Origin of the sequence: Acidisphaera sp. S103, from assembly GCF_009765975.1 — a bacterium.
Taxonomy (GTDB): domain Bacteria; phylum Pseudomonadota; class Alphaproteobacteria; order Acetobacterales; family Acetobacteraceae; genus Rhodopila.
In genome coordinates, this window is the sequence record NZ_LMUJ01000048.1 from 233,196 (window position 1) to 257,460 (window position 24,265).

General features: G+C 64.3%; 21 protein-coding genes. 11 read left to right on the plus strand and 10 right to left on the minus strand.

What is annotated here, in order from left to right:
• Positions 1 to 45: 45 nt before the first annotated feature.
• Together GSQ89_RS13575 and GSQ89_RS13580 are read right to left on the minus strand one after the other, a co-directional pair.
• Positions 46 to 546, minus strand: a complete 501-nt coding sequence (locus GSQ89_RS13575) for a GNAT family N-acetyltransferase (protein WP_158925929.1) — start codon at positions 544 to 546, stop codon at positions 46 to 48.
• 39 nt (positions 547 to 585) lie between these two features.
• On the minus strand, positions 586 to 1,329 hold the full coding sequence (locus tag GSQ89_RS13580) for a class II aldolase/adducin family protein (RefSeq protein ID WP_158925931.1): 744 nt from the start codon (positions 1,327 to 1,329) through the stop codon (positions 586 to 588).
• A gap of 122 nt (positions 1,330 to 1,451) precedes the next feature.
• Between GSQ89_RS13580 and GSQ89_RS13585 the strand changes: the two genes are divergently transcribed.
• The gene (locus tag GSQ89_RS13585) at positions 1,452 to 1,838 is read left to right on the plus strand and encodes a rhodanese-like domain-containing protein (RefSeq protein ID WP_174254862.1); all 387 of its coding nucleotides are present in this window, start codon (positions 1,452 to 1,454) and stop codon (positions 1,836 to 1,838) included.
• Positions 1,839 to 1,933: 95 nt separating this feature from the next.
• On the opposite strand, the gene GSQ89_RS13590 is transcribed toward GSQ89_RS13585, so the two are convergent.
• Complete coding sequence (locus tag GSQ89_RS13590; RefSeq protein WP_158925933.1) at positions 1,934 to 2,452, minus strand: DUF2939 domain-containing protein; 519 nt, start codon at positions 2,450 to 2,452, stop codon at positions 1,934 to 1,936.
• A 127-nt stretch (positions 2,453 to 2,579) separates the two neighbouring features.
• The gene (locus tag GSQ89_RS13595; RefSeq protein WP_158925935.1) at positions 2,580 to 3,737 is read right to left on the minus strand and encodes a diaminopropionate ammonia-lyase; all 1,158 of its coding nucleotides are present in this window, start codon (positions 3,735 to 3,737) and stop codon (positions 2,580 to 2,582) included.
• A 62-nt stretch (positions 3,738 to 3,799) separates the two neighbouring features.
• On the opposite strand from GSQ89_RS13595, the gene denD reads away from it, so the two are divergent.
• The 3 genes from denD to GSQ89_RS13610 all read left to right on the plus strand — a co-directional run bounded on the left by denD (position 3,800) and on the right by GSQ89_RS13610 (position 8,018).
• Complete coding sequence (gene denD, locus GSQ89_RS13600) at positions 3,800 to 4,774, plus strand: D-erythronate dehydrogenase (protein WP_158925937.1); 975 nt, start codon at positions 3,800 to 3,802, stop codon at positions 4,772 to 4,774.
• A gap of 695 nt (positions 4,775 to 5,469) precedes the next feature.
• On the plus strand, positions 5,470 to 7,260 hold the full coding sequence (locus GSQ89_RS13605; RefSeq protein ID WP_371734248.1) for a chloride channel protein: 1,791 nt from the start codon (positions 5,470 to 5,472) through the stop codon (positions 7,258 to 7,260).
• A 335-nt stretch (positions 7,261 to 7,595) separates the two neighbouring features.
• The gene (locus tag GSQ89_RS13610; RefSeq protein ID WP_158925939.1) at positions 7,596 to 8,018 is read left to right on the plus strand and encodes a cupin domain-containing protein; all 423 of its coding nucleotides are present in this window, start codon (positions 7,596 to 7,598) and stop codon (positions 8,016 to 8,018) included.
• Between the two features lie 61 nt (positions 8,019 to 8,079).
• On the opposite strand, the gene GSQ89_RS13615 is transcribed toward GSQ89_RS13610, so the two are convergent.
• Positions 8,080 to 8,736, minus strand: coding sequence for a glutathione S-transferase family protein (locus tag GSQ89_RS13615; protein ID WP_158925941.1), 657 nt, complete (start codon positions 8,734 to 8,736; stop codon positions 8,080 to 8,082).
• Positions 8,737 to 8,860: 124 nt separating this feature from the next.
• Between GSQ89_RS13615 and GSQ89_RS13620 the strand changes: the two genes are divergently transcribed.
• From GSQ89_RS13620 to GSQ89_RS13630, 3 genes are all read left to right on the plus strand, one after another.
• Positions 8,861 to 10,081, plus strand: a complete 1,221-nt coding sequence (locus GSQ89_RS13620) for a polyhydroxyalkanoate depolymerase (protein WP_158925943.1) — start codon at positions 8,861 to 8,863, stop codon at positions 10,079 to 10,081.
• 90 nt (positions 10,082 to 10,171) lie between these two features.
• Positions 10,172 to 11,662 carry an MDR family MFS transporter gene (locus tag GSQ89_RS13625; RefSeq protein WP_158925945.1) on the plus strand — a complete coding sequence of 497 codons (1,491 nt, stop codon included), beginning with the start codon at positions 10,172 to 10,174 and terminating at the stop codon, positions 11,660 to 11,662.
• Between the two features lie 50 nt (positions 11,663 to 11,712).
• A complete protein-coding gene (locus GSQ89_RS13630; RefSeq protein ID WP_158925947.1) occupies positions 11,713 to 13,590 on the plus strand; it encodes an ABC-F family ATP-binding cassette domain-containing protein in 1,878 nt (625 codons plus the stop codon).
• An 802-nt stretch (positions 13,591 to 14,392) separates the two neighbouring features.
• Here the strand turns inward: GSQ89_RS13630 and GSQ89_RS13635 are convergent.
• Positions 14,393 to 14,740, minus strand: coding sequence for a response regulator transcription factor (locus GSQ89_RS13635; protein ID WP_158925949.1), 348 nt, complete (start codon positions 14,738 to 14,740; stop codon positions 14,393 to 14,395).
• Between the two features lie 527 nt (positions 14,741 to 15,267).
• Between GSQ89_RS13635 and GSQ89_RS13640 the strand changes: the two genes are divergently transcribed.
• Positions 15,268 to 16,041 (plus strand): hypothetical protein, encoded by a 774-nt coding sequence (locus GSQ89_RS13640; protein ID WP_158925951.1) that lies wholly within the window; start codon positions 15,268 to 15,270, stop codon positions 16,039 to 16,041.
• 215 nt (positions 16,042 to 16,256) lie between these two features.
• Here the strand turns inward: GSQ89_RS13640 and GSQ89_RS13645 are convergent, their stop codons facing one another.
• Together GSQ89_RS13645 and GSQ89_RS13650 are read right to left on the minus strand one after the other, a co-directional pair.
• Entirely contained in the window at positions 16,257 to 16,697 is a 441-nt protein-coding gene (locus tag GSQ89_RS13645) for a DNA polymerase III subunit chi (RefSeq protein ID WP_158925953.1), read from the minus strand.
• Positions 16,697 to 18,178, minus strand: a complete 1,482-nt coding sequence (locus tag GSQ89_RS13650) for a leucyl aminopeptidase (RefSeq protein WP_158925955.1) — start codon at positions 18,176 to 18,178, stop codon at positions 16,697 to 16,699. Before GSQ89_RS13650 ends, GSQ89_RS13645 begins: the two co-directional genes overlap by 1 nt.
• Before the next feature lie 90 nt (positions 18,179 to 18,268).
• On the opposite strand from GSQ89_RS13650, the gene GSQ89_RS13655 reads away from it, so the two are divergent.
• Positions 18,269 to 19,246, plus strand: a complete 978-nt coding sequence (locus GSQ89_RS13655; protein ID WP_158925958.1) for an L-threonylcarbamoyladenylate synthase — start codon at positions 18,269 to 18,271, stop codon at positions 19,244 to 19,246.
• Between the two features lie 330 nt (positions 19,247 to 19,576).
• On the opposite strand, the gene GSQ89_RS13660 is transcribed toward GSQ89_RS13655, so the two are convergent.
• Positions 19,577 to 20,047, minus strand: coding sequence for an NMCC_0638 family (lipo)protein (locus GSQ89_RS13660; protein WP_408838740.1), 471 nt, complete (start codon positions 20,045 to 20,047; stop codon positions 19,577 to 19,579).
• Positions 20,048 to 20,082: 35 nt separating this feature from the next.
• Positions 20,083 to 20,859, minus strand: a complete 777-nt coding sequence (locus tag GSQ89_RS13665; RefSeq protein ID WP_158926253.1) for an ABC transporter ATP-binding protein — start codon at positions 20,857 to 20,859, stop codon at positions 20,083 to 20,085.
• Between the two features lie 112 nt (positions 20,860 to 20,971).
• On the opposite strand from GSQ89_RS13665, the gene GSQ89_RS13670 reads away from it, so the two are divergent.
• A complete protein-coding gene (locus tag GSQ89_RS13670) occupies positions 20,972 to 21,385 on the plus strand; it encodes a cupin domain-containing protein (protein WP_158925962.1) in 414 nt (137 codons plus the stop codon).
• A gap of 67 nt (positions 21,386 to 21,452) precedes the next feature.
• Positions 21,453 to 24,251, plus strand: a complete 2,799-nt coding sequence (locus GSQ89_RS13675; RefSeq protein WP_158925964.1) for a phosphoenolpyruvate carboxylase — start codon at positions 21,453 to 21,455, stop codon at positions 24,249 to 24,251.
• The last annotated feature ends 14 nt before the right edge of the window (positions 24,252 to 24,265 follow it).

Sequence of the window (24,265 nt, forward strand, 5' to 3'; positions counted from 1 at the left end):
CGGCGCTCCCCGAGCGTCAGCTAAATCGGTCCGGCAAAGCGTGGATCAAACGATGCTTTCGTACAGGATCATCGTATAGCCGCGTTGCTCGAACGACCCGGCTTCCCGCATGCCGATGCCACCGAGCACCATGCGGGAGCCGAAATTGCTTTCGCGGGCGGCCGCGACGATGCGGGACAAACCGGCTCGGTCGTGCCCAAAACGCAGGGCGGCGAAAGCGGCTTCCCGTGCCAGTCCGCGCCCCTGAGCCTCGGGCCACAGGGCGAAGCGCAATGCCACCCCACGGCCATCCGTCCGGTGCTCCAAACCGGTGATCCCGACGAAACGGCCGGATTCACGGATCGCCCAGATGCCGAAGCCGTGCTGCCCCCATGCGATCACGTTGTGCGCCAGGTCGTCGGCCGTCTGCGTGAGGTCGCGAACGCCGCCCAGCATGACGGCGAAAACGGCGGGATCGGCCTTGATCGCCCGCAGGTCGGCCAGATCGCCGCCTCCCACGGGACTCAGGACAAGCCTGGCGGTTCGCAGCACCCAGGCCGGGTTCATGGCGGGCCCGGCGCGACGGTTTGTTCAGCCGCGGGGAAATCAGGAACGGTAGCCGGGATCGATCGTATCGAGTTGTCGAAGATACGCCGGCCACTCGGCCGACGCCCGTCCCCGGTCATGCTGTTCGTATTGTGCCGCGACCCGTTCGCACACGTTCCCCGGGATTTCCAGCAATTCGGCACCCGTCGCTTCCATTTGCAACTGGATCCGTGCCGCGCGCACGAACTCCTTCATCAGTGAGAACGCCTCGCGCGCGGTTTCCCCGACGGTGGTGATGCCGTGGTGGCGCATGATCAGGGCGCGATTCTTCCCCAGCGCGGCGACGATGCGCTCACGTTCGTCGAAGCTGTCGGTCAGGCCTTCGTAATCGTGGTAGCCGACGCGGTTGTAGAAGCGCATGGAATTCTGCGACAGCGGCCGCAGCCCGTGCTTCAGCCCGGAGAGCGCGATGCCTTCCTCCGGATGGACGTGAACGGAACACTGAACGTCCGGCCGGCCGCGCAGGACGCCGCTGTGCAACGTGAAGCCGGGACGATTGACGCCCGACCGCTCATCCAGGTCGTCGTCCATGCTGACCTCGACCAGGTTGGAGGCGGTGACTTCGGTGTAGAGCAGTTCATGCCGCTTGATCAGGAAATGGCGTGGGTTGGACGGAACGCGCATGGCGGCATGGTTGAAGATCACATCGCCCCAGCCGTAATGGGCGAGCAGCCGGTAAACGGCCGCGAGATCGAGCCTGGCCTGGTAGTCGGTGTCTGCTTGAATTCCGGTTTCGGCGTCCATCGGCGTGTCTCCCAACACGATGTCGATGCTTCGAATACCGCCGGGACGCGGACAGGGCAAATGGTTGCGTGCGTGGGCGGCCCGATACTAGGGTTGGCGGATCGGTAAGGGGGGGCGCCGGGATGAATATCAAGAAAGGCTACAAACAGCTTCTTGCCGAAGCGAACGCGGAAATCGAAACGGTGCCGGTGGAAAGTGCGATCGGTCTCGTGGGCAATCCCGATGTGGTGTTCGTCGATCTGCGCGACCCGCGGGAACGGGAGCGCGAGGGCAAGATGCCTGATGCCTTCGCGTGCACGCGCGGCATGCTGGAGTTTTGGATCGACCCGGAAAGCCCCTACGCCAAGCCTGTTTTCACCGAACCGAAACGTTTTATCTTCTTCTGCGCCGGCGGGTGGCGCTCTGCTTTGGCGGCGAAGACCGCGCAGGATATGGGGTTGGAGAACGTCGCCCACATAGAGGGCGGCTTTGGCGCCTGGAAAAAGGCGGGCGGCCCGGTCACGAACTGAGGAAGGTCCGGGCTTTGCCCGGAACCCGCAAAGGGTCGGCGACCCTTTGATCCGGCTTAAAGGCGCGTCGCTCCTTGGAGGCTCCCCGATCTCCCCTAGGTCCGGGACCCCGCCTCCAGCAGATCGGCCGGCAACCACACACGCTGCACGCGCCATGCGCCGTGCCGTAAATCCATTTCCAACTTGATCACATCGGCCTGACCCGGCGGCTTAAGGCTGACCATAAACGTCGTCGGACTGTCGAAGAACGCCCAATTCACATGGACATCGGCGCCCCGCGGCTGGGGACGAACGGGTTCGGTCGCGGCGGCGGCCAGCAGCGCCTTTGGCGTTATCGCCTGATCAATGGCGCTCGACGCGATTCCGCGTGCAAACGACGCACCGAAGGGGGGCAGTGCGGCGCTGGCCTTCTGATCGGGAGCATCGGCGGCCAGGTCGCACATATCCTCCTTGATCCCCTCCCGCACCGCCGGCCAATCGACCAGCGCTTCCAGCGTGGCTGCGTCGGCGCTGCGGATCGCCGACCCAAGGCGATACAACGCCACATACGGGTAGGCGACATAGGCGACACCCACACTCAGAACCGTCGCAAGAAGTGGCCATCTGGCACGCATCTGTACGCTCCGTCGCAAAAGGGTCTCATTTTGAGGCCGTCGCTGGACATCCGGCAGCATAACGCGGCTGACGGGGTTTCGTCTGTCGCTCTTTCAAGACAATACGCCACAACTGGTTGATAACAGGTTAACTCTGTCGTGAGTGTCTGATCCTGTCATACACAACGGGGTCGGTGACGCCTTCCGTGCCGAACAACAGGACGCGGCTGTGGTTGGTAAGGCGCAACGCCGCCCTGGCAGCAGGATCGGCCGCCGCCAGCAGCAGCCCCGCGAGGCCGGCGACACCCGACTCGCCGATTTCGTGCCCCTGCGCGGACAAAAACCGCAGGCAGCCGATCGCCGCTTCGTCGGGAATCGACATGAAGGCGAAAGCCGCACGCTCCAGTTCCTGCCATGCCAGCAGGCTGGGTTCACCACAGGCCAGCCCAGCCATGATGGTGTCCAGATCGCCCTGCACGACCGTTGGCGCACCATTGGCAGCGCTCGCCAACAGGCACGCGGCACGATCCGGTTCGACCACGACCAGCAACGGCGCCGGCGTGAACCGCGCCCGCATCTGCACCGAGACGGAAGCCGCCGCCCCGCCGACGCCGGCCTGTATGAACACATGCGTCGGCGGCGCACCGGTCCACTGATCCGCCGCCTCATCCGCCATCAAGCGATAGCCTTGCATCACGTCGCGCGGCACCTCCGTGTACCCGGGATAGGAGGTGTCCGAGACCACGAACCAATTTTGCTGCCGAGCCTGCTTGTCGGCCTCTCGCACCGCATCGTCGTAGTTGCCGGAGACCCGCACCACCTCGGCGCCGAAGCGGGCGATAGCATCCACCCGGCCCTGGCTGACGGTTCCGTGCACGAAGATCACGCAGCGGCAATGAAATTGTTCCGCGCCCCACGCGACCGAACGGCCGTGATTGCCGTCGGTCGCGCAGGTGACGGTGATGGCTTGTGTGGCGTCCAGATACCGGCCGTCCGTCAGGTCCCCCGACGTCGCGGCACGGGCGATGTCTTGGCGCGACAATTCCGCCGCCAGCAGATTGGCCACCGCGTACGCGCCACCCAGCGCCTTGAAACTGCCGAGGCCGAACCGACTGCCTTCGTGCTTGATTCGCACCTCGGCCACGTCAGCGATGCCGGGCAGTGTCAGCAACGGGGTCGGCTCGTATCCCGGCCAACCGGTGATCGTCGCCTTCGCCCGGCGAAATCCGGCGGTCGGCAGGATGGTGACGCCTGGGGTCCCATGTCGCGGATTGACCAGCCAGTCGAACTTTTGTGGATCGATCATGTGGCAACGGTGGACCGGCGGCTTCGTCGGTGCAATCTAGCCGCGTCGATGGAGGGTTCACGATGAAAATTTCGATCCTGGGCGGTGGTGGCTTCCTTGGCCGCAAAATCGCGGCGCGGTTGGCGCAGGACGGCACGCTGGGCGGCAAGCCGGTCACGGCATTGACCCTGTTCGACATGGCGGAACCGCCGAAGCCGGATGCGTCCTTTCCAGTCACCTCGGTTGGCGGCGACGTCGTCGCGTTGCCGGACAGTGCGATCCCAGCGGGAACGGACGTCGTCTTCCACCTCGCCGCCGTGGTCAGCGCCCAGGCCGAGGCCGACTACGATCTCGGCCGCCGGGTCAACATCCGTGGCACCGACGCCGTGGTCGATCGCTGCCGGGCGCTGGGGACCCGGCCGAGGGTGGTGTTCACCAGTTCCGTGGCAAGCTTCAGCACCAATCAGAACACCACGCTGCCCGACAATACGCGGCAAATCCCCGGCAACAGCTATGGCGCCCAGAAGGCCGCCGCCGAACTGATCTTGGCGGACGCATCGAGGCGTGGCTTCCTCGATGCCGTTTCGCTGCGGCTGCCCACCGTTATCGTCCGTCCCGGGCGTCCGAACAAAGCCGCGAGTTCCTTCTTTTCCGGCATCGTGCGGGAACCGCTGCTCGGTCTGGACACCGAACTGCCGGTTGGCGACGACTTCGCCGTCTGGGTTTGCAGTCCGCGGCGCGCGGTGGACTGGCTGCTGCATGCGGCGGCGCTGGATACCAGCAAGATGGGACTGGACCGCAGCATAGACCCGCCCGGCATCAGCACCACCGTCGCCCATTTGCTCCAGGCGTTGGAGGCAGTGTCACCGGGTGCATCGTCGCACGTGAAGCGGGTCGCCGACGAAACCATCGCCGCGATCGTCTCGACCTGGCCACCGGCCTTCGAAGCCCTGCATGCTCGGACACTGGGTTTTTCCGCTCACGAACCGATCCTGGACGTGGTCCAGGCGTTCATCGAAGACGATTTGGAAGCGACAAAGACCGATCGTGCACGCTAACGCGAGAGGGGTGCGGGTTGTCGCAGCGGTCGGCGGCGTCGCGCATGCGGGTGCGCCACGGATGGGCATGATCGATTCGAACGCGATTTCGCAGCCAAGGATTCCAACGCCATTGCTCATTGTCTAAGCGGTGAATCCTGTATCGACACGGGCATGCACGACGGCGCCAACCAGGCACAGCCATCGCTGCGCAATTCACCACGCCGTGGAGCACACGACGTTCTCAATGCATATTGATAACGAATGCGACATCACATTTCAGTCGACAGTTTAGTTCGCACGTTGAATGCCGGACCACAGGTCGGGGGTCCCAGTCAGAGTGATATGAAGCAGCCTCTTCGAATAAAACAGATAAAAACTTGGGTCGGCTCAGAGCGAAGCCGGTACCTGGTTGATCATGGTTCAGGGCCAGCCTGCGGTGCTTGAGGTCACATGGCGGAATCGGCACGGCCGATCAGGTGCCGGGGCACCGGCACAATCCCCCCGGCACCAACCGATATTTTTACCACAGTGATGCCCCAATCGCGGGATGGAATGTTGCGTGGGGCCGGCTCCGGTTCCAAAACACCTTCCGCCTCTTTTCTCTTTACCTCGGCTGGACGTCGCGAATGCCGACATTGCACGGCGATACTACTTTAGCGGGCCCGGAAGGCGCCCGCCTGACAGCCGCGATTGCGTCTACTCGCCAAGATGAAGTGACGACCAGGCGAGCCCAGGTCCGGCGTCCCCGCCGTCCGATCGGGTCCGCCGTCCTGCACGCGCCGCAGATGTTGCGTGCCCTGGTTCGCGCCGACGAAATCTGGCTCGTTGTTCTCGCCGCATTCGTCGGCTGTGCCAGCGGCATCATGGTCTGGCTGATGACCGCCACGACGCAGCTCGTCCACGAAACCTTGTTCGGTATCGGGCACATGCAGCGGCTCAGCGCGATGGCGTCGCTCGCACCACTAAAAACGATCCTTGTGCCAGCGATTGGCGGCCTCGTTCTCGGCATTGTGACACTCGGGATTACCCGGATCCGTGCGCGCCGGGCCGTCGATCCGATCGAGGCCAACGCCCTTTACGGTGGTCGGATGTCGATGAACGACAGCCTGATCGTCGTGCTGCAGACCATCATGTCGAACGGCGTCGGCGCCTCTGTCGGATTGGAGGCGGGCTACACCCAGATCGGTTCCGCGCTCGCCTCCCGCTGGGGCCACGCGTTCCGGGTCCGGCGCAACGACCTGCGTCTTCTGGTGGGCTGCGGTGCCGCCGCCGCGATCTCCGGCGCGTTCAATGCCCCGCTGACCGGGTCATTCTATGCATTCGAGTTGGTTATCGGTACCTATACCCTGGGGTCGTTCGCCCCAGTGGCCGTTGCCGCGCTGGTGTCCCAGGCCGTGGTGCGTGCCCTTGGTGGGACGATCTTCGACCTTGCCCCGCATGTCCCCAGCCATATCGAGCCGCTCGATTACATTCCGATCCTTGCCCTTGGCATGCTTTGCGCGCTGCTGGGTATTTCCATCATGCGCGGGGTCACGATCACCGAGGATCTGTTCCGCAAAAGCCGTGTTCCTGTCTGGCTCCGTCCCGCTATCGGTGGACTGGCGATCGGCACGTTGGCCCTGGTTACCCCTGCCGTGCTCTCGTCCGGTCACGGCGCCATCGGTCCCGCCTTCGAGACGCATGACACGCTGCGCTGGGTGGTGCTTCTGGTTGTCTTGAAAGCAACGGCCTCGGCGATTTCCATCGGCTCCGGCTTTCGTGGCGGCCTGTTTTTCGCCTCCCTGTTTCTGGGTGCGCTGTTGGGAAAAGCCTTCGCCGGCGCTCTGGCCCTGGTCAGCGCCACCCACGCGATCCCGCAGGAGGTATGTGCGCTGGTCGGCATGAGCGGCCTGGCGGTGGCGATCATCGGCGGGCCGCTGACCATGGGCTTTCTGGCGCTGGAAGCAACCGGCAGCCTGCCGATGACGGTCGCGGTGCTGGCGGCCTGCGTGGTGTCGTCGCTCACCGTGCGCCGGACCTTCGGGTATTCCTTCGCCACGTGGCGCTTCCATCTGCGCGGCGAGGCAATCCGCAGCGCCGTCGATATCGGTTGGATGCGCAACCTGACCGTCGGACGCATGATGCGGCGGGAAATGCGTACGGTGCGGGCCGATACGCCGCTTAATGCGTTCAAGCGCGATTTCCCGCTGGGTGCCGCACAACGCGTGATCGTGCTGGATGAAGAGGACCGCTACGCCGGGATCGTGTTGCTGCCGGAGGCGCACGCGGATGCCGACGATGACCACAAGGTGCGTGACATCGTTCACTACGCCGACACAGTCCTGCTGCCGCAGATGACGATCAAGGAAGCGGTGGCGATGTTCGAAAACGCCGAAAGCGACGCCCTGGTGGTGGTCGACAGCGCCCAGGAACGCCATGTCATCGGCCTGCTGACCGAACAATACGCCCTGCGCCGCTACACCGACGAACTCGACCGTCGGCGCCGGGAGTTGTCAGGGGAGTAAGGAAGGCCGGACTCTGCCCAGACCCGCAAACGACCGCCGGCCCTTTGATCCTGTCCACCTTCCTTGATAAGCCGGTTCCAAGGAGCGCTGCTCCTTGGTGGGGTTTGGGGCAAAGCCCCAACCTTGCTTGCCGCCCGGTGTATCTACGGGGCGTAATACCAGCGGAAAATCGTTGCGTGCACCAACGCCGCATGTCACGCTGCGATCTTACGGGACAGTCGCCGCTGGACGACGATCCCGTCGGGAGGAAAATCCGAAGAGCAGGCCTGTTAATTAACCGGCCGTGCCTGGAGTCCAGCACCACGCCGCGGCCCCGAACAAGGGGACCTTCGCACATGCTCGACAAGCCAATCGTCAATACATTTGCCCATGTGAAGCCCGGCGACACGCCCTGGGTCAGCGACGGGCTGCGTTCATTTTTCGAATATCGAGACCTTGGCGTTGCCGATGCCACGGGCGGACGCGTGATCGCCCAGTTGGTCAGGGCGAAGGAGGCGCCGGAGAAAGGCACCGGCTGGCATCGCCACACGGCCGAATTTCATATCGTCATCATGCTGAAGGGCTGGGCCAAATTCATGTATGAGGACAAGGAGCATCTCGTTTCCGCCGGCGACTGTGTGCATCAGCGCCCGGGGATCATGCATTTCCTGTTCGATTACGCGCCGGACATGGAATATCTGGAAGTCGTCGGCCCGGCGGATTTCGGAACGGTTGAAATGCAAAGCCCGATTCCCGTCCCCGAACCGCATGCCTGGTGACGGGTTCGGTCCTCGCTGGCCACCTGGATCGGCGAGGACCGAACGGTCGGGCAGCAGGCCGTCAGAATTCGATATCAAGCTCGTCGATCTGCTCCGGCTCTCTTTGGGCAGCGGCGAACCATTCCTTCATCTCCGGCCAAGCCATGATCTGCTGGCAGTAGCGCTCGCACGCGCCGGTCATCTTCACGTCGTAGCTGCGGAACCGTGTCACCACCGGAGCATACATCGCATCGGCGATCGTCGGTTTCGCGCCGAACAGCCATGGCCCTTTCCAGGTCGCCAGGCATTCCCGCCAGATTTCGGTGATATGGTCGATATCCGCCTGCACCGCCGACCACACCGCGAATCCAGGCCGGTACAGTCTCAGGTTCATCGGCAGCGCTTCCCGCAACGCCGTGAAACCGGAATGCATCTCCCCCGAGATCGACCGGCAGCGCGCCCGCGCCGCGCGTTCGGACGGCAACATCCCCGCCTTGGGAAAGATTTCGTTCAGATATTCGGCGATCGCAAGGACGTCCCAGATCGCCACATCGTCATGCATCAGCGCCGGCACCCGAATCGACGACGACTGCATCAGCAGTTCCTTGCGGTTCGCCGGATCGTCGGGATCGACCACTTTCTCCTCAAATACCAGGCCGGAGAGGCGCGCGAGCAGATATCCCCTCAGCGACCAGGAGGAATAATTCTTGCTGCTGATGAGAAGCGTAGCCCCTGCCATGGTGACAACCCCCGAACGTGCTGGCATGCTGCGTCGCAATATAGCAACATGTCCGCTGGCAAGGCGAGCGTTTGTGATAACGTGATAGCAATCCGATGACAGGGGCTGCGTGACTCAGCGGGCGATGATCTACAAACTTTATCAGGCGCAGGCCGACTTCATGTACCCCGCTCGTCAGTTGGCACGCCTCGGCGCCGGCTTGGCACGTGCGATGGATATGGGCGCGTTCACCCCACCGCCGTTGCGGCAGTTCGGTGCCGCATGCACCATGGTGGCCGATGGCGGGCTGACCCATCACCGGCCGGATTACGGGTTCAAATTTGCCAAGATGGGCAACGATGCCGTTGCCGTGACCGAGGAAGCCCGATTCGAGACCCCGTTCGGCACGTTGCTGCGGTTCCGCAAGGACACCCCTGTGGTGCAACCTCGGGTTCTGGTCGTGGCGCCGATGTCCGGGCATTTCGCCACGCTGCTGCGCGGCACCGTCGCCGTCCTGCTGCCCGACCACGATGTCTATATTACAGACTGGAAGAACGCCCGCGATATCCCGTTGTCCGACGGCGTGTTCGGGTTCGACGAATATGTCGATCACCTGATCCAGTTCATGGAGATCTTGGGCGAGGGCAGCCACATGATCGCGGTCTGCCAGCCCGCGGTCGCCGCTCTCGCCGCCACCGCCGTGATGGCCGAAGCCGGCAACCGGGCGCAGCCGCGCAGCCTGACCTTGATGGCCGGGCCGATCGACACGCGGCAGAACCCGACAAAGGTGAACGAGCTGGCGAAATCGCAGCCGATCGAGTGGTTTGAGGAGAAGCTGATCGCCACCGTTCCCTGGCGCTACAAAGGGGCGTTTCGCCGCGTTTACCCTGGGTTCCTGCAGTTGACGGCGTTTGTCAGCATGAACCTGGACCGTCACATCAACGCCCATCTGGCGCAATTCCGAGCGCTGGCGTGTGGCGACGTCGTCGCGGCCGAGGCGCACAAGAGGTTCTACGACGAGTATGGCGCCGTCATGGACCTGCCGGCCGAGTTCTACATCGAGACCGTCAAGCGGATATTTCAGGATCACGACCTGCCGCTGGGCAAACTGACTTGGCACGGCCAGCCCGTCCGGCCGGAGGCGATCCGCAGGACTGCCCTGCTGACCGTCGAGGGTGAACGCGACGACATATGCGCCATCGGTCAGACCATGGCCGCGCTGGATCTGTGCAGCGGGCTGCGGATCAGCCAGAAACGGCACCATCTGCAAAGCGGCGTCGGACACTATGGCGTGTTCAGCGGGTCGCGCTGGGCGCGCGAGGTGTATCCGAAGGTCCGTGCGATGATCGAGGTCACGAACCAATAGTCCAATCCGGACGTTCGGCCCGGCCGAGGCGCACGGCACCGTGGCGCAGGATCGAACCCCGGTACGTCCTGCTCCGAACAAGGATCCTACATGACCGCGGATGATGCGCCGTCTGTGCGGCAGGGCGATGCCGGCGAGCAAAAGCTGTGGCTGGTGTTCGCGGGATTGATGCTGGCGTTGCTGCTCGCCGCGCTGGACCAGAATATCGTCGCGACGGCATTGCCGCGCATTGTCAGTGACCTTGGTGGGCTGGCCCATTTGTCCTGGGTGGTGACGGCCTTCATGGTCGCATCGACGATGACGACGCCCCTGTACGGCAAACTGAGCGATATTTTCGGCCGCAAGCCTGCGTTCTTCGTCTCCATCCTGGTCTTTCTCCTCGGCTCCGTGCTGTGCGGCCTGGCGCGCGGCATGACCGGGCTGATCGTCTTCCGCGCGGTGCAGGGATTGGGTGCGGGTGGTCTGATCACCCTGTCGCAGACCGTCGTTGCCGACCTGGTCTCGCCGCGGCGGCGAGGCCGCTACCAGGGGCTGTTCTCCGGCGTTTTCGCGGCATGCAGCGTCGCGGGACCGTTGCTGGGTGGCGTGATCACCCAGGCGCTGTCATGGCGCTGGATCTTCTACGTGAACCTGCCGGTCGGCGCGGCCGCGATGATGCTGATCGGCGTGGGCCTCAAGCATCGTCCCAATCGCGTGGACCATCAGGTCGACTATCTTGGCGCACTGTTCCTGAGCGGGGCCACCTGTTCCGCGCTGCTCGCGCTGAGTTGGGGCGGCAACAGCTACGCATGGTCGTCACCTATGATCCTGGGCCTCGGCTGTACCGCCACGGTGTGCGGCGGCCTACTGGTGCTGAACGAACGGCAGGCGGCGGAACCGCTGTTGCCGCCGCGACTCTTCCACAGCCCGGTGTTTGTGTTGAGCGTCCTGGTGATCGGGCTGGCCGCGATGGGGATGTTCGCCGCGGCGGTCTTCCTCCCGCTGTATTTCCAGTTGGTGCAAGGCGCCAGCCCGACGGCGGCAGGCCTGATGATTGCCCCGATGATGGGCGGCGTTATCGTCGCCTCCATCGGCGGCGGCCGGCTGGTATCCCACACTGGTCGCTACAAGTTGCTGGTAACGGCCGGTCTTCTGACCGCCACCGTCAGCTTCGCGACTTTGGCCTGGAGTGCGTGGACCGGTGGCGGGGCGGCGATGGGTGAGATCATATTGGTCGCACTTGGACTGGGGATCGGCGTGTCATTTCCCAACCTGACCACGGCGATCCAGAATGCGGTGGAGCGGCCTGATCTGGGTGCGGCCACCGCGACATCGGCTTTCTTCCGCTCCTTGGGTGGCGCTGTCGGCGTGGCCCTGTCCGGTGCGATCCTGACCGCCAGGCTTCAGGCGCTGTTGCCGGGCGGGTTACGGGACGCGGGTCTGGGCAGTCATATGCCGGCGGCGGATCACGCGGTGGTGGTGTTCGCCTATCGGCACGCCCTCGCCACGACGTTCCTCGCGGGCAGCGCGGTCGCGGCGATCGCCTGCATCATCGTGGCGCTGTCGCCCGAACGGCCGCTCGGTGCGACGCGGCGTGGCTGATTGACCTGGTTCGGCTTCCCTCCCTCGGTTTGCGGCGCTAAACCCCGCCGATGTCCCTTTTGGTCATTTCCGGCGCCGTTATCCGCATGGGCGGCCGCACGCTGTTGAACGGTGCCGACCTGACGATCGATCCCGGCCGCCGCATCGGTCTGGTCGGCCGCAACGGTGCGGGAAAATCCACTCTGCTGCGCGCCATCGCCGGCGAGATCACCATAGACGGCGGCGATATCCGGCTGTCGTCTCGTGCCCGCATGGCCACGGTCCGGCAGGAAGCACCGGAGGGACCGATGTCCCTGCTCGACACCGTCCTGCAAGGCGATCCCGAACGGCTGGCCCTGCTGGCGGAAACCGAGATGGCGGAAACCGGCACTGGCGACCCGCACCGCCTTGCCGAGGTACATGACCGGCTGCTCACCATCGGCGCCGACTCCGCGCCAGCCCGAGCGGCGACCATCCTGGCGGGGCTGGGGTTCGATGAAGCGGCGCAGGCGCGCCCAGTCGCTGAGTTTTCCGGTGGCTGGCGCATGCGCGTCGCCCTCGCCACGGCGCTGTTCGCCAATCCCGACCTGCTGCTGCTGGACGAACCGACCAACCACCTCGACCTGGAAGCCACGATGTGGCTGGAGACTTGGCTTGCCCGTTTTCCCGGCGCCGCGTTGGTGGTTTCGCACGACCGCAACCTGCTGGACCGCGCGGTCGAGGCCATCGCCCATCTCGATAAGGGCAAGATTTCCCTGACGCCCGGCGGCTTCGATGAATTCGTCCGCATTCGCACCGAACGCGCGATGCAGCAGACCCGTGCCGCCGAACGCGTGGCATTCGAACGGGCGCATATCCAATCGTTTATCGACCGGTTCCGTTACAAAGCCTCCAAGGCCCGCCAGGCGCAGGCTCGGATCAAGGCGTTGGAACGCCTGCCGCAGATCGAGTCGGTGATCGAGGATGCGCCGACCCGCTTCAACTTCCCCGAACCGGCGCGGATAGCTCCGCCGATCCTGGCCCTGGATCGCGTCGATATCGGCTACGGTACCACCAAGATTCTCCGCAACGTCTCCTTTACCATCGATATGGATGACCGGATTGCCCTGCTGGGTGCCAACGGCAACGGCAAATCGACGCTGGCAAAATTGTTGGCCGAACGGTTGGCGCCGTTGTCCGGCGAGGTCCGGCGCGGCCCGCGCCTCAAGGTCGGATACTTCGCCCAGCACCAGACCGATGAACTCGTCGCCGCCGAGAATCCGATCGACCACATGGCGCGTGCCATCCCGAACGCGACGCCGCCGAAGCTGCGCGCACAACTGGCCCGCTTCGGCCTGGATGCCGACCGTGCGGAAACGCCTATCGCCAACCTCTCAGGCGGTGAGAAGGCGCGCCTGCTGCTCGCGCTGGCCACGCGGGATGCACCACAACTGCTGATACTGGATGAACCGACCAATCATCTGGACATCGACGCGCGAGATGCGCTGGTGAAGGCGCTGTCGGACTTCCAGGGCGCGGTTTTACTGATCACCCACGACCCGCATTTGGTCGAACTGGTCGCGGATCGGCTGTGGCTGATCGGCGATGGTTCGGTCAAGCCATTCGATGGCGACCTTGACGACTACCGCGCCTTACTGGTCGAACGCGCCCGCCCGGCCGCCAAGGTTGGCGCTGTCACCCGCAAGGACGACCGGCGGGAGCGCGCCGAAACCCGCGCCGCCCTGGCGCCGATCCGCAAAAAGGCCCAGGACGCGGAAAAACGCCTCGCTGTCCTCGCCGCCGAACGTGCGCGCATCGAGGCCAAACTGGCCGATCCGGCCCTGTATGCACCGGGCCGCACGGCGGAGATCACCGCCGCCAATGCCCGCCTCGGCGCCATCGCCAAGGAAGCAGCAGCGGCCGAGGAAGTATGGCTCATGGCCGAGGAAGAACTGGAAGCTGCTTCGTAGGTCGACCCACCGATCGATACTTGCCTTCGACACCACCGGTCCGAGGCGGGCTTCTCTTCGATGGGATGGTCATAACACGTCTTTCAGGGCATCCGAACCTTTGTCGGAACGATAAGACCAACCGCCGTTGCGGCCGACTCTTGATTCGTCATGGCCCGTGATTCGTCATGGCCTGGCGTCAGTCCGGGCCATCCGCTCCAGTAAGGTGCTGGATCATATGGCCCAGACTTCGCTGGCCCAAGGCGAAGCTGATGTGTCAACGTCAACGGCCTCTGGTATTACATGCGAAAACAAAAAAGAGGGATGGCGGACCTTAACCCATCAGGGGGATTGCACGGCGGTGCCTATAGGTCGACAATAACGTCGATTTGTATACGGTGATCGACCGCCATTCGATGTAAGTTCCGAACAGTCAGTCTCTGTCGCGGTCAAGCGATGGCGCCACCGGGGCGTTGCGCTGGCAAACGACCCGGGGAGGCACGTCCATCAATACGGATTCGTCGGGAAAGGCGATCTCTTTTCGACGCTGACACAAGATTTTGATCGTGGCCGGAGGACCTGGATGCTGATCGGCAATGCCGCCCCGGCAACAGTCAATCCATCCCTGGCCGGAGCGGTGGATATCGGTGTTCCGACAATTTCGTCACGAACGTAACCGACCACCTTCCAGTATCGACCCTGGAATGCTTCAGGGCATTCAGCCTTTTGCACCGGGATTCGCGGGCCGCGAACCCCCCATAGCGCTCTGCTGGTCCATGCGCTTCATCCACCACTAGCAACGACCCTGCAAACGGCCGCCCCGTCAGCCCACGGAAACCGAGACGAACCGCAGCAATTCATGATGCGACATCGGTTTTTCCAGTACTGTCATCACCCCAAGGCTGGCGGCCTTGCGTTCGACTTCGGCGTCATGAATGCCGGTTATCAATAACGCGGGAATACTGATGCCCCGATCGGACAAGCTTTCTATCATCTGTAGTCCCGTCATTTTCGGCATATTCTGGTCGACCACCAGACAGGCCAGGCGATCGAACTGCGCTTCGGACAGGAAATCCATGCCCGACCGGTAGATCTCGACCTGATAACCCATTGTCTCCAGCAAGCCACCGAGGACATCGCCCACGTCATTGTCGTCATCGATCACCGCCACGGTGCCCGCATTATCCTTGTCCATTGAATCCCATTCCCCTTGAAGCGGCCGCCGCCGGTTTAGCGATGACCTGACCTCGATCCGATGGTAGCCGTCCTACCAAACATGAATAAGCCTTAAAGCGGTGGATCACTTGCTATTGTTAGTATCAGCCTATACATAAGCACAGCGCGACGATGCGAATCGGGCAAATTAACGTGGGATTAATATTCCAGCATTAGTGTGATCTCACGCAATCGCGCCAACGGACTGAAAGATATGTCTTCTGAGATGATCTCCAAGGAAGAACCGACCGAGTGACGATGACACGACCAGGCTTCGCCTCCGACGCAACCGTATTCGGTTTCAGGCAGGTGTTGGTATGACGACGTCATGGCACTCCCTATCCCCAGGTGATGGCATTGTCTGAAAATTTGAAACTGCGACTCGATTCTTCGTCCAGCGAAACGCAACAAGATCGGCTTTCCCGTGACCCCGACTCCGGGCCTGCCAATGTGCCGGGTCCGGGCGACGAAGCCGAATCACAGATGCGAAAAGCCCTCGGATTGCTCGGCGAATCACAACGACACCGAACGGAGCCCGAACGGACGGACCAGCCGGTCCGCCTGGGCGATCGGTTCGGTGGCGGATTGCACCGCCGCCGCTTCGTCCAGGACGGCGATATCCCCGTGACGGTCCTGCGTCGGGACCAAGGATACGAAGCACCCGCCCATCGTGGCGTCGCCGCACCGCCAGCCCCCACCAGCAGCCGCTTGCAGCGGACCGAGGCGGCGCTGGCCGCCGAAACCGCCGCACGCGATAAAGCCGAACGGTTGTTGGCGGAAACTCAAAGCATCGTGCGCGACCTGCAAACCAAGATCGGCCACGCCGAACTCGCCAAAAATGAAGCGATCGAGGCTTTGCAGCGGGAGCGTGAGGCGCTCGCTGAGCTTCGTGCCGAAGGCGAAGCCTGGGAAGAGCGGCTTCAAGAGATTCGGGAGGAGGCGCGCGTCGCCGAACGCAACGCCAATCTTCACCATGAACAACTTGCCGACGAACGACATGCCCGCAAGATCGCCGAAAAGGCCCAGCGAGCCGCGGAAATCGCTCGCGATTCGGCGGAGCAGCTTGTTCGGACCTTGTCCGAGGAGGCGCCAGCCCCGCGCCAGATGGCGGAGCCCGTCCGTCGGCCACGCACCATGATCGAACCCGAGGTTGTCGCGATCGCCACACGCCGTGGCCGCTCACCCGAGGCCGTCTCGACCGAACCCGAACCAGTGAAGTGGTGGCTGAACACGAAATCGACTGGGAAAAAGCGCTAGTATCCGATCGCAGAGAAGTGCGAGTCGTGGCGTGACCATGACTCGCCGTGTGAATCGGGTGCTTTCAGCCAAGACTGACGTATCGCGCTTCTATGGTGCGTGGTACCAGTAACCCGACCCCAACGCTTGGTCCCCAGGCGTTGGGTGAATCGGCCCGCCAAATCAACCCTAGTGGCCCGGCCCCAACACTTGGTTCCCAAAATCTTGTCCGGTCGTCAGGCCTTTTTCTGCCAACTGCTTTCGGTCTGTTGCCAGTAGGCCAAGCTGTGACCGGCGTCCTTGGCGTTTTTCCATCGCACCCGGGCAGCAGCCACGGTTTCAGGGCTGTTGCCGTCGAACAGATCGAAGACCCGGTCGTAATCCTTGATGCGATCGGTCTCCGCGCCATCGACCATGAATAGGTAGCGAGCGCCGTTCAGCGGTTCGGCCATGGTGCTCAGCCAGATCGGCTGCAGATCAGGATCGCCATCCGACGTCAGACCATGCGGCAGCCAAGCGGATTGCGTCCACAAAGCGGTGCTGAGCGCCTCAAGCCCCGCCGCGCTGGACCCAAACACCAACGCACGCTGCCCCGTCGCCAGTGTGCGGGCCAGAAGCCGTGGCAGCGCCTGCGCCAGCGTCGATCGGGTCAGGTGATAGAACCCGATCTCGGTCATCAGTCCTCGTAGTTGTCCGCGACCAGGCGGTCGAGCAGTCGCACCCCGAACGCCGTGGCGCCTTTCGGCGTGACCGCGGCGTCCTTCGCGCTCCAGGCCATGCCGGCGATATCCAGATGCGCCCAGGGCTTGCCGTTGACGAAGCGCTGGATGAACTGCGCGGCGGTGATCGAGCCACCCGGCCGGCCGCCGACATTCTTCATGTCGGCGATCTCCGACCGGATCTGTTTGTCGTAAGCGTCATCGAGCGGCATCCGCCAGACGCGCTCGCCGGTCGTCTGGCCCGCCGCCGTCAGTTTCTGCGACAGGGTGTCGTCATTGCTGAACAGGCCGGCATATTCATGTCCCAAGCCGATGATGATGGCGCCGGTCAAAGTCGCCAGATCGACCATGAACTTCGGGTCGTATTTCTGCTGCGCGTACCAGATGACATCCGCCAGCACCAGGCGCCCTTCGGCATCGGTATTGATCACTTCGATCGTTTGCCCAGAGTAACTGGTTACCACATCACCCGGCCGCTGGGCGGACCCCGACGGCATGTTCTCCACCAGCCCGACCAGGCCGACGGCATCGACCTTCGCCTTGCGTCCGGCCAACGCGGCCATCAGCCCGATCACCGTTCCGGCGCCGGCCATGTCCCACTTCATGTCCTCCATGCCGCCGGCCGGCTTGATGCTGATGCCGCCGGTGTCGAAGGTCACCCCCTTGCCGACGAACACGACGGGCTTTTCCTTCGATTTCCGGCCCGAACCGCTGGCGCCGTTCCAGTGCATCACGACCATGCGCGGCTCTTTCACGCTGCCCTGCGAAACGCCCAGCAGTGCGCCGAAACCCAGCTTTCCCATTTCCTTGGGGCCAAGGATATCGACCTTCAGGCCGAGTTCGGACAGCTTGCGGCAGCGTTCGGCCATTTCCGGCGGATCGAGGACGTTGGGCGGCTCGCTGACCAGGTCGCGCGTCAGGAATACGCCCTTGGCGACAGCGTCCAGCTTCTCCCACGCCGCCTTCGCCTTGGGGATTTCCCCCGTAAGAACCGTCAACTTCGACAGCTTTGGCTTATCCTCCGGCTTTTCCTTGGTGCGGTACCGGTCGAAGCGGTAGCTGCGCAAGACCGCACCCAGCGCCACCTCGGCGGCCTGCTGACCGGTCAACGCGCTGTTGGCGACGGCGACCGCGGTTTCGCGCGCCAAATTGGCGAGGATCGTGCCCCCGGCTTCTTCCAGGATTTTCTGCGTCACCTCGGCCGGTTTGCCCAGGCCGATCGCCAGCACCCGGGTCAGGCCCGCCCCCGGTGCCAGGATCGCACAGGTCTTGCCCTTGGCACCCTTGAACTCGGCAACCTCGAACGACCGGGCGATAGCGCCGCCGGTGGCTTCGTCGAGTTGCGCCCACAGGCCGGAGGGCTTCTCGCCCTCATGAATCAACAGCACAAGCGCGCCGGATTTCGGCAGAGCCGGCTTGGCGAAGGCGATATCGAGCATGTGGTGACGTCTCCAGTCGGTCGGCCGGTCAGGGTAACCCGTCTCGGCGGGCTTTGCCATGTTCGGGCGAATTGCTTATTGCCCGTCTCCATGACTCAGATACTCCACGCGGACAAGACGGGTGTGACACGGGCGGCGGCTTTGCTGCGCGATGGCGCGCTGGTCGCTTTCGGCACGGAAACCGTGTACGGCCTGGGCGCCGATGCCACGAACGCCCAGGCCGTGGCCGCGATTTTCCATGCCAAGAACCGCCCGCGGTTCAATCCGCTGATCTGCCATTACCCCTCGGCCGATCGCGCGTTCCACGATGTCCTCGCGAACCCGCAGGCGCGACACGTCGCGGAGGCATTTTGGCCGGGACCGCTGACCCTGGTGTTGCCGCGCCGGTCGGATTGTCCGGTGGCACTGCTGACCGGGGCCGGGCTGGACACGCTGGCGGTCCGGGTACCCGGTCACCCGGACGCCCTGGCGCTGCTTCGGGCCGCCGCCCGGCCGATCGCGGCACCCTCCGCCAATCGGTCGGGGCAGGTGAGTCCGACATCCGCGCAACACGTGCTGGATGGGTTGCAGGGACGGATCGCCGCCGTGCTGGACAGCGGTCCGTGCCGGGTTGGCGTGGAATCCACCGTGCTGGACCTCAGTGGGCTGGCGCCGGTTCTGTTGCGGGCCGGCGGGGTCTCGGTTGAGGACCTTGTGGCGTGTATTGGCCCGATCCAGCGAGGGGGCGCACATGACGCCGCCGGGATAACGCTAAGGTCGCCCGGCCTGATGGTGTCGCATTACGCGCCGGGTCTGCCCGTACGCCTGAACGCGGCGACAGTCGCGGCGGAAGAGGCCCTGCTGGCGTTTGGCCCGGTATTGCCGGGTGCCCGATGCCTGTTCCAACTAAGCCCTTCAGGCGATACCACGGAAGCCGCGGCCCGTCTGTTCGAGGGCCTTCGCTGGCTGGATGCGGAAGGTGGTAGGCTCGGGGCAGGGGGGATTGCCGTGATGCCGATTCCCGACGGCGGACTTGGGTTGGCGATCAACGACCGACTGCGCCGCGCGGCGGCACCGCGGGGCGGGTGACCCCGATGACAGACATCTAGCTGATCCCCTTCGACTTCATCGATCACGGCGGCGCCGTTCGCGCATGCCATTACCGCGGGTGCCCGTGGGGCGGGGTAGCACGATCACAAACACGTTGGTTCGAAGAAACTGATTACTGCATCTTGCGGGTATGGATTGCTGACGGTTCGATCCGCGGAAGCAAGAAATTGGCGCCGCGGATGAACGTAACCAGGACCCCCGACCCACACGTATGGCAAAGAAATCGATGCCGGCACGCAGCGTATGGCCGGGCTTGACCGGGGTATCGCCACAACGACGCCGGCAAGCCGAAATTGAACGTCGTTGCTCCTATTGAGCCGATGCCGTCAGCATCGCTTCCCCGCCTTTATCCCCATTCACCGTCGCCACCAGTACCTGCCAACCGCGCTTTCCCTTGGTCACGCGATAGACCCGATCGTGGATCGGGCTGAGAACCGTGTCGTCCCGCTCCAGCACCAGCGTGAAGGTCAGCCCGGCCTGCCGGAAGCCTGCCTCGACCGCATCATCGACCGCCTGTTGCGTCGCCTGTTCGGCGGCGGCGGAGCAAGTGCCGTCATCCGCGGATATCAGGGCCAGCCGGCCCTCGGCCGCCGATCCGTCAAACGCCTGACCCGGCACGCCACGTAAAAATGCGATTCGGGCTTTCTCCGATACCGGCGGCAGTCCGGTCTGCTTGGCCCAATCCCGCAGCGCGGGCGCGTCGCCGGTGAATTCCATGCAGCCCTGGATGAACAGCCCGACAAGTTCGTCGGGCGCACCGGCCCGAGCGGCCCCCGGCACCAGAAGCAACGCCGCCAGCAGGACAAGGGTGCGTTTCAGCGGCGTAATTCCATCTGGATCGGCCCTTCGCGGCGTCCATGGGTGAACTGGTCCACCGCCGGGTTACGGCTGTCCATCAGGTCCGCCGCCGGGCCGGCCCAGGTGATGCGGCCGTTCAGCAGCATCGCCGCCTGATCGCCGATCCGGCGCGCACTCGCCATGTCGTGGGTGATCGCGACGGCCGTGCTGCCCAGGCGCTTCACGCAATCGACGATCAGGCCGTCGATCACCGCGCCCATGATCGGGTCCAGGCCGGTTGTGGGCTCATCGAAGAACATGATGTCGGGTTGCGACGCGATGGCCCTCGCCAGCGCAACCCGCTTCTGCATGCCCCCCGACAGTTCCGCCGGCGACAGATCGCCGACGCTGGCGGCCAACCCGACCTGCCCCAGGAAATCGTTCGCCCGAGCCCTGGCATCCGCCCGCGTTGCCTTGTGCCGCGCCAGCAGGCCGAACGCGACGTTCTCCCAGACCGGCAGGCTGTCGAACAGCGCGCCATTCTGGAACAACATCCCGATGCGAGCTCGGATCAGTTCGCGCTCTCCACGCGACTGCCGCAGGATATCCTGGCCGTCGATCTCGATCACGCCGTCGTCGGGCTCGATCAGGCCGAGGATGCATTTCAGCAGCACCGACTTGCCGGACCCGGACCCGCCGATCACCACCAGGGAAGTGCCCGCCGGCACGTCGAGGTCCACGCCATCCAGCACACGTTTGGCGCCGAAGCGCTTATGCAGGCCCCGGATGCGGATTTTGGGAGTTTGGTCGCTCATGCCGCGGTTGATGCCGTGCGGCAGGATTTTGGGCAAGGCCGGGTAGCGGAGAGTTGCGGGACGGCCGGGATGGGTCTTAGCTGACCGGCGGGTGCAAAGGAGGACAACGAACATGAACGACATCGTGGGGACGACAGGCGGCAAACTGGCGCACGCAACGCTGGAGAACGCCAATTACGTGACCGGGCGCCGTTCTTTCTTCAAATACCGCGATCTTGGCGTGACCGACGCCACCGGCGGGAAAATGCGGGCGCAGGTGACCTCCGCCACGCAGGGGCTGGGTGAGCCGACCGGCTGGCATTATCACGTCTGCGAGCATCAGTTCGTCTACATGCTGAAGGGCTGGGTCGACCTGGAATTCGAGGATGGCACCAAGGTGCACCTGACACAGGGACAATCGCTGATGATCCCGGGTGGCATGCGCCACAATGAGACTGGGACGGCCGACGAACTGGAACTGCTGGAAGTGTCGGTGCCGGCAGAAATGAAGACCGTGGTGTGCGAGCCGCCGTCCGGCATGGCGTAGTGGATTATTGGGCTTTAGCCGCCGCTTAGGTCTTGCTGCGTTGCACAAATAACGTCACAGTCGGGGCATGCCGGATGTGTCAGCTGCCCCGCCGACGACCTCCCTTGCCCAGGAACTCCTGGACCTGACGGCCCGCCTGGGCGCCCGAGCGGATGAGGATCCGTTCGGTAACCCGGTGCTGCTGGTGTCCCTGGCGATTACACGCAAGCTGGACACGGGTGCCCTGTCCGAGGCCAATATCGAGGCCCTGATCCGCTATCTGCGCGACGCCGCGTTCGAAGACCGCGCCGGCCGCATTGCCATCTACCTCGGCGGCATCGACACCACGATGAATGACGGCATTCTGGTCGGCCTCGCGCAACATCTGCTGCGCCCCGATCCGAACGACAGCCCCATTCGCTGGGCCGAGTACCAGGCCCTGACGGAGCGAACCCGCTTCGCCGCCGTATTCACCGCACACCCGACATTCTCCTTGCCCTTGCTCGTGAACCAGGCCCTGGCCGAGGCCGCATGCGGGCGTTCGGTCCCTTCGTTCGAATCCCATCGTCCGCCGTCGATTTCGCTGCGCAGTGAGTTCGACCAGTCCGTTACCGCCATCGCTAACGGCCGTGACGCAATCGATCGCTTCAACGCCGCGCTGATCGCGGTCGCTCGTGGGACCTGGCCCGATCGATGGACAGAGCTGACACCGAGACCGGTGGTGCTGTCGACATGGGTCGGGTACGACACGGATGGCCGCACCGATATCGGCTGGTGGGACACGCTGCGGCTACGCTTGGTAATGAAGCGTCTGCAGCTTGACCGGCTGCACGCCCAGGTTTCCGTGCTGCCCAGCGCCGATACCCTGGCATTGCGCGTCGCCGAGGCTCGGGGTGCGGTGGATCGGCAGATCGAACTGTGCCCGGACCAGCCGGAGCCAGCCAAGGTCGCGGCCTTCGCCCATACCCTGGTAGGCGAGCGCGAGTCCGCGCTGACATCGCCCGCCCCGCTGCTACCCCTGTTCCGTTCGGCCATTGCCGCGGCGGCGGACCATGAGAAACTGGCGCTGACCGTGGCGCGTGCCGGCCTGGTGTCGCACGGCATGGCGCTGGCCCACACCCACACACGGTTGAACGCGGCGCAGATCCACAACGTCATCCGCCAACGGCTGGGGATCGCCGATCCGCCGGAGGACCCATCTCGGCGGCGTGCACTGTTCGCCGCGATCAATGCCGCGCTGGACACAGTCCAGCCGGAGCCGGTGGATTTCGGGGCGTTGATCAGCGAGCAGGCCTCCGCGGCGCGGTTGATGATGACGGTGGCGCAGATCGTCAAGCACGTGGACAGTTCGGTGCCTGTCCGTTTCCTGATCGCCGAGACTGAAACCGGCTACACGTTGCTGGCTGCACTCTGGCTCGCCAGGCTGTTCGGAATCGAACGGCATGTGGAGATTTCCCCGCTATTCGAAACCGCCGAGGCGCTGGAGCGCGGGGCGACCGTGCTGGAAGAAGCCCTGCGCAGCCCGCATTATCGAGACTACCTGAAGCAGACCGGCAGACTGGCGCTGCAATTCGGCTACTCGGATTCGGGGCGCTATGTCGGGCAGCTTGCGGCAAGCTATCTGATCGAGCGGCTGCGGCTGAAAATCGGCCAGACCCTGGAGCATCACGGGGTGACCGGGGTCGAGGTCATTCTGTTCGATACACACGGCGAAAGCATCGGCCGCGGTGCCCATCCCGGGTCACTGGCCGACCGCCTGAAATACCTTTCCCCCACCGCCTCCCGTCAGGCATTGGGACGCGCCGGCCTGAAGGTGCGGGAGGAAGCGGCGTTCCAGGGCGGCGACGGCTATCTGCTGTTCGGCACGCCGGAACTGGCCCTGGCAACGATCACGCGCATCGCCGAACAGACCTACCACCCAGCGGCCGGTCCGATCGAGGACCCGGTCTACGCCGATCCCGATTTCGCCGCCGATTTCTTCGCCACGATCCGCTCCGGGATGGAGGGTCTGGTCGAGGACGCCGGCTACGCCGCGCTGCTGGGTGCGTTCGGGCCGGCGTTGCTGGATCGCACCGGGTCTCGGCCGGCTGCGCGTCAGACGGATGGGATGGGTGGGGCGGTGCGCATCCGTCACCCCAGCGAATTGCGGGCGATCCCGAACAACGCGATCCTGCAACAGGTCGGCTGGTGCGCGAATACGCTGCAAGGCATCGGCGCGGCGGCCGCCCGTCACCCCGAGACGTTCAACGAACTGCGGCAGAACAGTCGCCGGTTCAAGCGGGCGATGGATTTGGCCAGCCACGCCTTGGCCCATTCCGACATCGAGGTGCTGCGGGCAGTCATCGCCACACTCGACCCGGGCACTTGGCTGGATCGCGCGGCACACACAAGGCGCCCGGGCCGGCGAGAGGCACTGGTGTCAGTGGCCAAGGCGCTGGAAAGGCTGGATATCTGGGCTGCGGCACAATCGATGTTCCGCCGGATTTCGGCTGATCACCTCGCGCTGCGGGTAACCTGGCCGGACGTGCCGCATATGGCGAACCGGGAGGTCCTGTTGCACGCGCTACGGCTGGCGCTGATCCACCGGATCTGGCTGCTGGCAACGGAGATTCCGGATTTCTCACCGCGGCATGGGGTGACGCGGTTGGCGTTGGAGGCGGCGATCCTGCGTCTGGATATCGACGCCTCACTCAACATGCTGGCAGAGATTTTCCCGTCAGCGACCGACCCCGCGGCCGATTGCGACTTTGGCGAACCCGCCGCCCCCCGTGGCACCGCCGCCTATGCTCGTGAGCATGAGGAGATTTTCGCCCCCATGCGCCGGTTGTTCGCGATGGTGCGGGAAATCGCGACAGCCGTGACGCACGAGGTCGGCGCGTTCGGTTAGCCCATCCCGGACCC